The 10,983-nt window shown below is 45.5% G+C and carries 13 protein-coding genes; 7 read left to right on the plus strand and 6 right to left on the minus strand.

From position 1 onward, the window contains the following. Positions 1–8: 8 nt before the first annotated feature. From DW938_RS06135 to DW938_RS06145, 3 genes are all read left to right on the plus strand, one after another. Positions 9–398: a hypothetical protein gene (locus DW938_RS06135; protein WP_242992411.1), complete on the plus strand. Its 390-nt coding sequence runs from the start codon at positions 9–11 to the stop codon at positions 396–398. A gap of 20 nt (positions 399–418) precedes the next feature. Continuing rightward, the gene (locus DW938_RS06140) at positions 419–946 is read left to right on the plus strand and encodes a hypothetical protein (RefSeq protein ID WP_118124211.1); all 528 of its coding nucleotides are present in this window, start codon (positions 419–421) and stop codon (positions 944–946) included. A 152-nt stretch (positions 947–1,098) separates the two neighbouring features. Next, positions 1,099–1,329 carry a hypothetical protein gene (locus tag DW938_RS06145; protein WP_118124212.1) on the plus strand — a complete coding sequence of 77 codons (231 nt, stop codon included), beginning with the start codon at positions 1,099–1,101 and terminating at the stop codon, positions 1,327–1,329. A gap of 46 nt (positions 1,330–1,375) precedes the next feature. Here the strand turns inward: DW938_RS06145 and DW938_RS06150 are convergent, their stop codons facing one another. Together DW938_RS06150 and DW938_RS06155 are read right to left on the minus strand one after the other, a co-directional pair. Continuing rightward, entirely contained in the window at positions 1,376–2,287 is a 912-nt protein-coding gene (locus DW938_RS06150) for a nucleotidyl transferase AbiEii/AbiGii toxin family protein (protein WP_118124213.1), read from the minus strand. Beyond that, complete coding sequence (locus tag DW938_RS06155) at positions 2,277–2,891, minus strand: DUF6088 family protein (RefSeq protein WP_015558951.1); 615 nt, start codon at positions 2,889–2,891, stop codon at positions 2,277–2,279. The genes DW938_RS06150 and DW938_RS06155 overlap by 11 nt, the downstream gene beginning before the upstream one ends. Before the next feature lie 88 nt (positions 2,892–2,979). On the opposite strand from DW938_RS06155, the gene DW938_RS06160 reads away from it, so the two are divergent. After that, complete coding sequence (locus tag DW938_RS06160) at positions 2,980–4,995, plus strand: DNA topoisomerase 3 (RefSeq protein WP_118124214.1); 2,016 nt, start codon at positions 2,980–2,982, stop codon at positions 4,993–4,995. Between the two features lie 53 nt (positions 4,996–5,048). On the opposite strand, the gene DW938_RS06165 is transcribed toward DW938_RS06160, so the two are convergent. The 4 genes from DW938_RS06165 to DW938_RS06180 form a co-directional block, all read right to left on the minus strand. Next, positions 5,049–5,957, minus strand: coding sequence for a radical SAM mobile pair protein B (locus tag DW938_RS06165; RefSeq protein WP_038670735.1), 909 nt, complete (start codon positions 5,955–5,957; stop codon positions 5,049–5,051). Next, on the minus strand, positions 5,945–6,634 hold the full coding sequence (locus DW938_RS06170) for a radical SAM mobile pair protein A (RefSeq protein ID WP_118124215.1): 690 nt from the start codon (positions 6,632–6,634) through the stop codon (positions 5,945–5,947). Before DW938_RS06170 ends, DW938_RS06165 begins: the two co-directional genes overlap by 13 nt. Next, positions 6,631–7,068 (minus strand): radical SAM mobile pair system MarR family transcriptional regulator, encoded by a 438-nt coding sequence (locus tag DW938_RS06175; RefSeq protein WP_038670739.1) that lies wholly within the window; start codon positions 7,066–7,068, stop codon positions 6,631–6,633. Before DW938_RS06175 ends, DW938_RS06170 begins: the two co-directional genes overlap by 4 nt. Positions 7,069–7,193: 125 nt before the next feature. Then, positions 7,194–7,523, minus strand: a complete 330-nt coding sequence (locus tag DW938_RS06180; RefSeq protein WP_117923761.1) for a hypothetical protein — start codon at positions 7,521–7,523, stop codon at positions 7,194–7,196. 126 nt (positions 7,524–7,649) lie between these two features. Here DW938_RS06180 and DW938_RS06185 point away from each other — a divergent pair, with 126 nt between their 5' ends. The 3 genes from DW938_RS06185 to DW938_RS06195 all read left to right on the plus strand — a co-directional run bounded on the left by DW938_RS06185 (position 7,650) and on the right by DW938_RS06195 (position 10,982). After that, entirely contained in the window at positions 7,650–8,162 is a 513-nt protein-coding gene (locus DW938_RS06185; RefSeq protein ID WP_117923763.1) for a hypothetical protein, read from the plus strand. Further along, positions 8,159–8,854 carry a hypothetical protein gene (locus DW938_RS06190; RefSeq protein ID WP_118124216.1) on the plus strand — a complete coding sequence of 232 codons (696 nt, stop codon included), beginning with the start codon at positions 8,159–8,161 and terminating at the stop codon, positions 8,852–8,854. Before DW938_RS06185 ends, DW938_RS06190 begins: the two co-directional genes overlap by 4 nt. Positions 8,855–8,942: 88 nt before the next feature. Beyond that, positions 8,943–10,982: a DUF4316 domain-containing protein gene (locus tag DW938_RS06195; protein ID WP_118124217.1), complete on the plus strand. Its 2,040-nt coding sequence runs from the start codon at positions 8,943–8,945 to the stop codon at positions 10,980–10,982. Position 10,983: the final 1 nt, after the last annotated feature.

The raw sequence follows: 10,983 nt of genomic DNA on the forward strand, positions 1-10,983 counted from the left end.
TGACGGCTATGCCCAGTTCAGGGGCAATATACGGTTCAAAGGTCGATACCATAACAGGAACCGGAATACGCCGTGATGAGTACGGGGATTACTGTTGTGCAATGGGCGTATGGTACGGATACTGCGGAGATCGTTTCCTGATCAAGCTTGAAAACGGTACGCAGTTTACTACAAAGATATGTGACAGTAAGGGCTATGCCGATGATGGTGAGGGAAAATATCACAACTTCGGCGGCAGCGGTAAGTGTATCGTTGAGTTTATCTATGACGATCATCACTTACCGTTCTGCGTGGCATTTAGCGGTAGCTGTGGCTACTATAACTGGAACGGGCTTGATCTGAGTTCCAATATCAAGTCCATCAAGAAAATCAACTACGGTGAACCCGTGGAATACTGAAAAATGTGGAGGTTTCTATTATGAACGTAAAGAAGATCATCAAGGGAATTGTCGGACTCGGTGCTATGGCAGGTGTTGCATACGCTGCATATAAGTTCGGTGAAAGCAATGGCAAGATCAACGAGCGTTTCCGTGAGAAGTACGGCGATGACGAGGACGATATTGAGTTTGACGATAATGAGGACGAGTTCAGGTTTTATGACAATTACGATGAGCCTGACGATGCGTGCCTTGCACCTAAGACGGAGAATAAGCCTTCTTTCTCTGTAAGCATACATAAATTTGCTCCGCTTGATTCTGTTAAGGTTGAGGGCATTTCGGAGAAAGATATGGATATGCTTATCTATCATATCTCGCATGACAAATATACCTCGAACAAGCAGATTCGTGAGTGGCTTGAGGTTGACAAGGATACCGCTGCAAAGGTTATCTTTGCACTCAGAAAGACCGGATATATCGGGGACGAGTATTCCAACTATATGATTCCGGTCAACATCACAACTGAGGTGTATTTTCGACTCAGGTCGTACAACAATTCTAAAAAGTAAAAGCACACTCCCCCTATCAGGAAATGTGCTTTGATAATCAGATGCTTTTCTCCTATTTTGATATGAAATTTAGGAAAAAGGCGTTTATTTCCTGTTTCCCAAACTTGTGAATTTTTTAATTTTGGGAAATAAAAAAGATAGAAAGTCGATATATGTCAATTTTGATCGTTGGCGAAAAGCCCAGTGTAAGCCGTGCAATCAGTGCTGTGGTCGGAGCTTCCTCCGCACACAAAGGCTACACCGAAGGAAACGGCTATATTGTATCGTGGTGTGTCAGTCATTTGGTGGGCTTAAAGTTCCCGAATGATTATGGCAACGGGTGGGAACAGAGATTCAGACATAAGGTCTACATCAAAAATGTGGAGCTTACAAAGCTGATCTGAAAAAGACAAGGCACAGTTCTTGTCGGGCTGTGCCTGTATAACTATATCAGAGCTTTTCAAAAATGCCGTTGTGAAGAATACTCTCTAACGCTGTGATCGCTGTATCATAGGGAACGGTTTCAAACAGCAGAGGTGCGGTTATTGTATCGTAGTCCTCCTTATAGATCTTCTTATCAATGATCTCTCGGAGAATATCGGTGACATTTGCACCCTCTTGAACAGAAAGGCACATTTTATGCGGTCTACGCTCCTCAGCGACAGATAATGCAAGTTCTTTCAGCGTATCATCGATCGTTACAATCTCATACAGTTTGTAAATATCGTAGATGTGCCTTGAGTGTTCCGTTGTGGTATTTAGCAGATAATAATCTGCCAGAGCATACATCTTGTCAAGCATTGTTCGTTCTGCGGTCTGAACATTCAGCGTAAACGGCTCTAAATCATATTGCTTAATAAAAGCATCGTATCCGTTTTCGTGAAGATATTGATAGATCAGGCTGTCTGCTGTCATTATCTTCGTAGGATAGGCTCTTTGATAGATAGCTGTTTCAACGATAAGCTGTTCCTTCAGATAAGCAGCGGACAGTGACGAGGGATAGTCAATGATATATCGGTTGTAGTCTCTGCGGCTTTTGATCGAATCGGCATTGGTAAGCCCAAAATCTAAATCACTGATAATTTTCGTGATATTCGCTTTGAGCTGCTTTCTCTTGCTTTCAGACGGTTTCTTCTTGGACTGAACATTCAGGTCAATATCCTCAGAAAAACGCTTGATGATATGGTAGCACTTTGACAGTGATGTGCCGCCCTTAAAAACGATATCCGGCATAACAGCGGCGATCCGTTTCAGAAAAATGGTCACAAAATAGTCCTTCTCAACGATCTCTGCCTTGACTCCGAGATAGTCAGAGGTTCGCAGTACAAGCTGCTCAAAGGTATCCTTTTCATTATGCAACATAATAGATCACTCCGCTTTCTATGAGATTTCTCAAAGCCTTGTCAGGGAAAAACGGTGCATATTTTGTAACAAGCTCCTGAGAGATATTGCATTTCCTGATCCAGCTTTTGATGACAGCTTTTCTTTCATCGTCAAAATAACCTGACGAGGTACTATTCATCATTTCAAGGAACTGCAAAACAAATATATTGTCGTTGTCTATCTTGACTCTTGATTTTCGCAGGATCACTTCCTGATTTCCTACTTTCACTCTGCGGAGCTTTGAGTTTTCGTTATTCGTTTGTATCTCAGGAATGTTTGACATCTGTGTAGAAAGTCCTGCCTGCTGCAATGCCGTGATGCCTGTATAGAATCCGATACGATTTCCTTTTTCGGATAAATACTTTCGTTCGATGATCCTGTTGGGATTCAGAATGCTGTTTCCAAACGGTGTTTTAACAGGGATATAATAGATACCTCGTTCGTAGCGAATGACCTGACCGCTTTCACACAGCTTGGCAAGCTTCTTTTTGAGCCAAATATCAGAGTAGTCCTCATAATGAATATCCGAGAGAAATATCGGTTCATTCTTTCCAAATATTTCAAGAAGATAATCATACAGCATATTCAACACCTCCCATGTTGTACTGAATATATTATACCACATTTGACCTAACAAGTCAATAGTGATATATATCGAAAGGAGAAATTTTATGTCAATTTTGATCGTTGGCGAAAAGCCAAGTGTAAGCCGTGCAATCAGTGCCGTGGTCGGAGCTTCCTCCGCACACAAAGGCTACACCGAGGGCAACGGCTATATTGTATCATGGTGTGTCGGTCATTTGGTAGGCTTGAAGTTCCCAAATGACTATGGCAACGGTTGGGAACAGAAGTGGAGCTTTTCTCAGCTTCCTATGATCCCCGACAGCTGGCTGTTCCATGTCACGGACAGCACAAAGGCTCAGTACGATCTTCTGAAAAACCTTATGAATAAGGATGAGGTAACAGAGATCATCTGTGCGACTGATGCTGACCGTGAGGGCGAGTGCATTTTCCGCTATGTCTATAACATGGCGAACTGCAAAAAGCCAGTCAAGCGACTGTGGGTTTCTTCTCTTGAAGAATCCGCTATACGCAAGGCACTTTCTATTATGAAGCCAATGTCCGCATACGATAATCTTTTCAATGCAGGCTATGCCCGTGCCAGAGCTGACTGGCTTGTGGGTATGAATGGCTCTCGGCTGTTTTCTGTCCGATATGGCGGTAAGCTCAATATCGGCAGGGTGCAGACTCCTACTCTTGCAATGATCGTTCAGCGTGATGCGGAGGTCAATGGATTTATCAAGCAGAAGTATTACACGTCAGACCTCAACTGCGGTGGGTTCATTCTTTCTTCTGCAAGAATTGACGATGAAAATGCCGCCGATACGCTTGTTTCTGCCTGTGACGGCTGTACGGTCACAATCAGCTCGGTCAAGCGTGAGGTCAAGACCGATAAAGCTCCGAAGCTGTATGACCTGACAACCTTACAGCGTGAAGCAAACAAGGGTTTCGGGTACACGGCACAGCAAACACTGGACTATACCCAGTCGCTCTATGAGGGCAAGCTCGTCACTTATCCCCGTACCGACAGCCAGTATCTCAGCGATGATATGGCACAGACAGCTTTTGATGTTGCAAAGCTCTGTGATACCTATTTCGGGTTCGGTATCTTCCATACTCCCGATATTGCAAAGGTCATCAACAACAGTAAGGTATCGGGACATCACGCAATTATCCCCACAAGCGGTATCTCAACGGCTGACCTTTCTTCACTACCGACAGGTGAGAAAAATATCCTCACGCTGATCGCCACAAAACTCATCTGTGCAACGGCTCCGGCACACAAGTATGAAGCGGTCAAGCTGACAGGTATCTGCAACGGTACGGAGTTTACGGCAACAGGCAGAACCATTCTTGATATGGGTTGGAAAGCTTATGCAAAGCAATCCGACAAAAAGAATGATGAAAAGTCTCTGCCTGCGGTTTCTGAGGGACAGACCTTCATTGTAACTGCAAGCAAGGGCGAACACTTCACTTCTCCGCCGAAGCCCTACACGGAAGATACGCTGTTATCTGCTATGGAGAGAGCCGGAAACGAGGACTATGACGAGGACACGGAGAAAAAGGGACTCGGTACTCCTGCGACACGAGCCGCAACCATTGAATCACTTGTGAAAAACGGTTATGTGGAGCGTGTCGGCAAACAACTCAGGGCAACAGACAGAGGCAAGGAACTTGTCAAGGTCGTTCCCGATGAGGTGAAGTCCGCAAAACTGACGGCTGAATGGGAATCAAAGTTACAGCAGATCGAACACGGCAGCCTGCCCAAAACGGTGTTCATGTCGGGCATTCAGCAGTTTATCGCTGAGATGTGCCGTAAATACGGTGCGGTGGATAAGTCAGTTTCTCTTTCTGACGGCGGTCATGAGCCTATCGGCAAATGCCCGAAATGCGGTGCAGATGTAGTCAAGGGTAAATTCGGCTGGTACTGCAAGGGCAAATGCGGTATGAATATCGCAAAAGTGTATGGGATATCTCTCTCCGATGCTCAGATCAAGGGACTGCTTGACGGCAAGTCCACAAGCTACACCTCTAAGGGCAAAAAGACTATTGTCCGCCCTGAGACCGTGGAGAATCCGTACAATGGGAAGATGTACTATCAGTGGAAAACGGAGAGGGGTAAATAAAAAAAACAGCAAGGGTGTCCTTGCTGTTTGAGTGTAGTTCTACAAACTGGAAGTTAGCGATTTCTTTTTCCGGTATTCTCTGTCCCACGGATTTCCTCATGATAGAAATAATCTACGATCACCGGATGCCCCTGCGGGACTCTGCCATAAGGCATTTCATTATCCACAAAGGGACAATCATACTTCTTAGCCATTTCCTCAGCTTTTACTTCAAGTGCTTCAAAGTAGCTGCGGTTATGCTTGTTATAGATCTCATCGTAAAGCGGTACAAGATCAGGATGTTTTCCGGCGATATAATCCATAATCGTCTTCTTGAAACCGCCTCGAAGATTGAGATTTTCGAGCCAGAACAGATCGCACTGATCCTTTACCCGCTCAAAGATCGCTTCAAAGTCCGTGATACCGGGAAATACCGGGGATACGAAACAGACTGTACGGATACCTGCATCATATACCTGCTTCATAGCAGCGATGCGCCGCTCAATGCTCGAAGCAGAGTCCATATCGTTCTTGAAATTTTCATCCAGTGTGTTGATCGACCATGAAACGGTTACTCGTCCAAGGTCCTTCAGCAGATCAATATCCCGTACCACAAGATCAGACTTTGTGCAGATCAAAATATCTGCGTCACTGCCGATCAGCTGCTCCAGAAGTTTTCTGGTATTCCTGAATTGCTCCTCCTGTGGATTGTAGCCATCTGTCACAGAACCGATAACCACACGCTGTCCGGCATATTTCTTCGGATTTTTAATTTCCGGCCAATGCTTCACATCAAGGAAAGTGCCCCATTCCTCCGTGTGTCCGGTAAAGCGCTTCATAAAAGAAGCATAGCAATACTTGCAGGCATGTGTACAGCCTACATAAGGATTGACCGAGTAACCGCCTACCGGCAGACTGGACTTGGTCATGATGTTCTTTGTTTCCACCTCACGAATGAGGATTCCATCGATTACTTCTGCCATGATCTCTGCACCTCCAACACTTTGTTGAATTCCTCCGGCATTTCCTGAATCATATTTTCATTCCCTATGATAGGGACAAGGTCTTCCTTCATAAACACCGGAATGCCGAGTGCGTGTGCCTGATCCGTCAGAGACCATGCCCATTCCGGCTCCGTATGAATCTTCCTGCTCTGAGCTCCGGTCATGGTGCCGACAACGATCCAATTGATTCCGGAAAGGTCAACTGTGCCGGGATCGTCGAATAACGGCTCAAAGGTAACATGGTAATGTTTTGCTCTGACGTTTTTCCGAAGGGCGTCGATACGCCACAGTTCGGCTTTCCTCGTCACCGTAACGCCAAACCATGCGTTTTCCAGATCGGTATCAAAATCCAGCAGATCAGGTCGTTTGGTCAGAAACAGGAACTGATGCTGTGGATTTTCACGGATCTTTGCAAATACCTCGTCTCTCCATTCCGGCTCCCATCCGGAGAGATCGCTCATGCCGGTAAGAAGAAAGTTTTGCGGACGTTTCTTTTCCATCATCTTGAGCTTACCCGGAAAGAATTCAGGGTCAGCGAAGTCATCAATCATATGCCAGCGTTTCACGTTGTTGCGGGCATAGCAATATGTACACCCCACTGTGCAGCCAATGACGATATTCATGTTCTGAATCTGATCTTTGATACAAATACTCATGACTTCTGCCACTCCTCAAGATTCTTTCTGATGCGGTCGAGGCATTCCTCAAACCGGGTTATTTCTTCCTCTGAAAAACCTTTGTAGTAAACACTGCCCATCTCATCAGATACAGAATCGTACTCGCCCTTTAAGGCATGTGCTTTCTCAGTCAGAAACAGAAGGGTTTTCCTTTTGTCCGTTTCAGACTGAACACGGCTTATCAGCCCTTGATTTTCCATTCTTTCCAGCATCGTCGTAAGAGATGTTATCGCTAATCCGCATTTAGTCGAGAGTGACCTGATTGAGATACCATCCTCCTGCCACAGCACATAAAGAATGCGCCCCTGGGCTCCATTGAACGCATCAATATTCTTTTCGCTGAGAATCTTCTCAAAAATCCGGTCTCCAAGTTGTTTTATTTTGGTGACAAGAAATCCTCCATTCATTTCCATACAAAAGCTCCTATATAGTAGTTTATTAGATTATACTATATAGAAGCTTTGTTGTCAAGAGCTTATATGTCTTAATAGGTAAATTCCGTTTTTTTTAATTCTCCAAACTGGAAGTTGTTACTCAATCAAATTCCGTAATGAATAATCCATTTATTTTTGTCCAATGCCTTTTTTAACAGTTTTTTTAATTCGCACAATTCAGGAATATCAGCAATGCTATCAATAAACGCCTTTAATGAACAGGGCGGAACAAGTGTAACACCACAATATGCAAGCCCTTTGCCTTTAACAGAAAGTGTATGCCAATAGAAGTCAATGGATGAAAGTCTTTCAACAACACCTTCTAAATCTTTATTATCAACAGAAATGCATTCGTATTTCCACGGTTCATATTCGTCATATCGCTCGCTCTGCCGAGGAGTATTCATCATAATTCCAAACTCATGTTTTGCCATATACCATCACTTCCGCAACTTCCGATTTGTAGGGCAGTCGCCCAATCACTTATTTACTCTATTATAACAAACCGCCCCGAAAAAGTCAATCGCTTGCGGGGCTGAATCCAGAAAGGAGTGTTCTTTATGAACAATAACCAGCTTGCGGAAGTCGCAAAGATCCTCGGTGTCTCCGAAGACAGCATTTCCGTTATGAACGATGAAATCAAAAACAGTATGACGGCAGTTTTTGAAACTGTTGCTATCAGAAATGACGAGGACAAAAAGATAGTCTTTGAAGCACTGGACGATCTGTGGCAGAAAGGCTCGGTATATATCGGGCTTGATGAGGTTGCAAAATCAACTGGCATTTTGCTTGTGACACTTCGCAGCCTTGATTACGATACGCAGCAGACTATCGTTTACGAGTACATGATGGACAGCTCGCAAACAGAGCGTTTCTATGACCTTGTGAACAAGGCACTTGCAGTTTCAGAGCTTGGCAATGTTGCAAAGCTGATCGGTGTTCCTGTGCGTGAGCTGAGGCCACTCCCTCGCCGTATTCAGGAGAATATCTGCGGTGCGTACACAATGGAGTACGATGCCGACAGCACAAACACCGACCTGATCGATCATATCAGGGAGATGATCGCACCGTGACAGAGTTTTCATATATCGCAGGCATAGATGTTACTTCTATCGCCAACAAGGAGTTTATCCGCTTTAATACGGATAAGGCACAGGAGATATGCGTAGCCCTCGACAAAAGCGGTATTCCTTTTTCAGCCCGATACGGTGAAACCGAAATGGTGCTGACCTATGACGGCAGCTGCAAGGAACAAGTCGAGGATATTATCGCAAAAGCGGAGTCCGGCAACTATGAAGCATTGCTCCGTGAATTGCAAGCATACAGAGAACCTGACGGTTACTATCAGCTTTTGGGCGAAGTCGCAGAACTATTGAACACAACGATCGGTGCGCTGCAGAACCGTCCCGATGAGGTCCAGCTTGCCCTCTGCAAGACCTATGTGGATTTTTGGCTTTGCGATACTCCCACGCTTCAGCGTGAGCTTGACCGTGTGATCTCCGTGAACGGCAGAACGATGTCGGATATTCAGGAACATGAGAAAATCAAGGAAAAAGCGAAAGCACCTACTGTTCCTGAACAGCGTGCGGCGGATACAGTTCCGACTTTGAATGAGCTGTTTGACAATTATTTTCGCCGTAACAGTCATTCGCACTTTTCAAGAGAAAGACATCAACACTTAGCTGAAATCGCCAGTCGCAGACAGCAGAGTGAAGAGGAACGTAGCATTCAGAACGAAGAAAGAGAAAGGAAGTTCAGACCATGAAGAAGATCATTGTAATCGGAAGTGCCGTTGTTACCGCCGTGACCGCAGCGGTTATCATCATCGTGAAGTACACAAAGTGAGGTAGCCTATGCCAGTAAAGGATAATGACGATAAGAGAACCGCCGACCAGCCTGCGGTCGATGCGGAAGAACTGAGAAGAAAACAGGCTCAGTCTCGGGAACAGCAGCAGGACGAAACCAGCGTTCAGAAGTCGGGAAAACTTCTTCCTCTGCTGAATGCAAAGGCAGAACATCATCAGAGCCGTATCGACTCTCTTGATGAAAAAATCGCCAATCAGACAGATAAGATCGACCGCAACAAAGCGAAGATCGAAGCTCTTTCCGCAAAGGCTGATAAGCTCGAAGATACCAACCGTATGCTGAAAGCTACGATCGGCAATTTGCCGGGTATCGGTGCTGTTATTGCCCTTAACGAGAAGCGTATTCAGGCTATCCGTGAGGAGAAGATTCCTGAGCGACAGCAGAAGATCGACCAGGGGTGGAAGAAGATCGACAAATTTACAGTAAAGCGTGACCGTATCGAACACAAGCTCAACCGTGTTATCGCTCTGAACGATACGATCAAGAGCTTTTCTATCGGCTTTAACAAGGAACGCCGTGAAGCTTTTGCCAATGCAATGACAAGGTTGAATGGTGCAACTGTTGATTGCCTGAGCGATAAAAAAGCAACACTTGAAGCGAAAAAGCAGAAAATCCTTGATACTTACAATGATCCTGCAACAAGTGTTGTTGACAAATATAATCTCTCCGAACAGCTCAAAGATGTGAATGAGCGTATTTCAGCACTTGATGATAAGATCATGAAGCTTGCCTGTCCTGAAACACACTATGAGGAGCAGGTCAATGATCAGCTCGATGCTTCTATGAAGCTGACCGGAGATAAGCTCGGTGAAATGGTTCAGAAAGGCAATATTGATATGCCGACACTTGCTGAGAGTGCTGTTCAGGCGGCACAGAAGGTCGAAACGCTTGACCGTTCTAAGGTCGCTGAACTTGCAGATCAGTTGAATATTCAACCCCTTGCCAATGTGGAGATGCAGCTTGAAGATGATTACAACATAATCGACGGTATCATCAACAACGGCTCTAAGGAGGACATTGACAAAGCAAAGGCAGAGCTTGCGGAAGGTATCAAGTCTATGGAGAGCCTTGCAGAAAATCCATTTGTTCCGCAGAAAATGAGAGATAATGCAGTTGAGGAGCTTGCTAAAATGAAAAGTCAGCTTGAGCTTCTCAATATGCACGATGAAGTTGAGGTCGATAGCTGGCTGTCGGATATGCTTGATAAGGGTGATGCTGTTTTGACTGATGACGGCGGTTTCAAGGTGAACCCTGATTATTACAAGGAATTGCCTCGAAATGACCGTCATGTGGAGACTATGACGGAAATTCAGGCTGTTGAGGTCATGTCGGCTCTTATGTCGGCAGGCGTACAATTTTCCGCTGCTACTAAGGGTGAGGATAAGGTCGGAATTACCGTTTCAAAGACCGATGTACCAACCCTGAATGATGTGATGTATGCTTCTATCGGAAAGATCGCACATACCGAAGCAGCAAAGGAGAACGGCGGTAAGGGCGAAAAGGGCAAGTATGAGACAATCAACCCTGAATACTACGCTTCACTTGGCAAGGAGGATAAGCACACCCGTGTTGAGCCTATCGGCACTGCACGGAAGATCGTGGCAGAGCTGCAAAAGCAGAATATCCCGTATTCTGCGGTTGTCCGCAAGAATGACACGGTAGCGGTCACGGTATCTAAGGCGAATGCTCAGGCATACAAGCAGATTGAGAGTGCTGTCAAAGGCGAAAGAGCCGTGGAGTATGTCAATCCGGACTTTTTCAAGTCACTTCCAAAGCAGGAGCGTTTTACGCAGCGTATTGACGAGGGGCAGGCTCGGAAAAAGTCGGCAGAGCTGACCGCAAAGGGCGTGGAACATTCCGCTGTGTTCGGCGGTGAGAAGTCTGCGGTCACGGTCGCAAAAAAGGATTCCAAAAAAGCTTTCTTTTCCCGTGGCAAAATGCAGAGAGATGCCCAGCGTATCAGCGGCCGAGGCCAGCAGAAACCTCAGCAGACACCCAAAAAGAGAAATGATCAGGGGCTGGAATAAC

Source organism: Ruminococcus sp. AM43-6 (genome assembly GCF_003461785.1).
Lineage (GTDB): Bacteria > Bacillota > Clostridia > Oscillospirales > Ruminococcaceae > Hominimerdicola > Hominimerdicola aceti.

Bases quoted from the DNA above. Each gene is read 5' to 3' on its own strand.
- DW938_RS06135 (WP_242992411.1), top strand. From the start codon at position 9: ATGCCCAGTTCAGGGGCAATATACGGTTCAAAGGTCGATACCATAACA.
- DW938_RS06140 (WP_118124211.1), top strand. From the start codon at position 419: ATGAACGTAAAGAAGATCATCAAGGGAATTGTCGGACTCGGTGCTATG.
- DW938_RS06145 (WP_118124212.1), top strand. From the start codon at position 1,099: ATGTCAATTTTGATCGTTGGCGAAAAGCCCAGTGTAAGCCGTGCAATC.
- DW938_RS06150 (WP_118124213.1), bottom strand. From the start codon at position 2,287: ATGTTGCATAATGAAAAGGATACCTTTGAGCAGCTTGTACTGCGAACC.
- DW938_RS06155 (WP_015558951.1), bottom strand. From the start codon at position 2,891: ATGCTGTATGATTATCTTCTTGAAATATTTGGAAAGAATGAACCGATA.
- DW938_RS06160 (WP_118124214.1), top strand. From the start codon at position 2,980: ATGTCAATTTTGATCGTTGGCGAAAAGCCAAGTGTAAGCCGTGCAATC.
- DW938_RS06165 (WP_038670735.1), bottom strand. From the start codon at position 5,957: ATGGCAGAAGTAATCGATGGAATCCTCATTCGTGAGGTGGAAACAAAG.
- DW938_RS06170 (WP_118124215.1), bottom strand. From the start codon at position 6,634: ATGAGTATTTGTATCAAAGATCAGATTCAGAACATGAATATCGTCATT.
- DW938_RS06175 (WP_038670739.1), bottom strand. From the start codon at position 7,068: ATGGAAATGAATGGAGGATTTCTTGTCACCAAAATAAAACAACTTGGA.
- DW938_RS06180 (WP_117923761.1), bottom strand. From the start codon at position 7,523: ATGGCAAAACATGAGTTTGGAATTATGATGAATACTCCTCGGCAGAGC.
- DW938_RS06185 (WP_117923763.1), top strand. From the start codon at position 7,650: ATGAACAATAACCAGCTTGCGGAAGTCGCAAAGATCCTCGGTGTCTCC.
- DW938_RS06195 (WP_118124217.1), top strand. From the start codon at position 8,943: ATGCCAGTAAAGGATAATGACGATAAGAGAACCGCCGACCAGCCTGCG.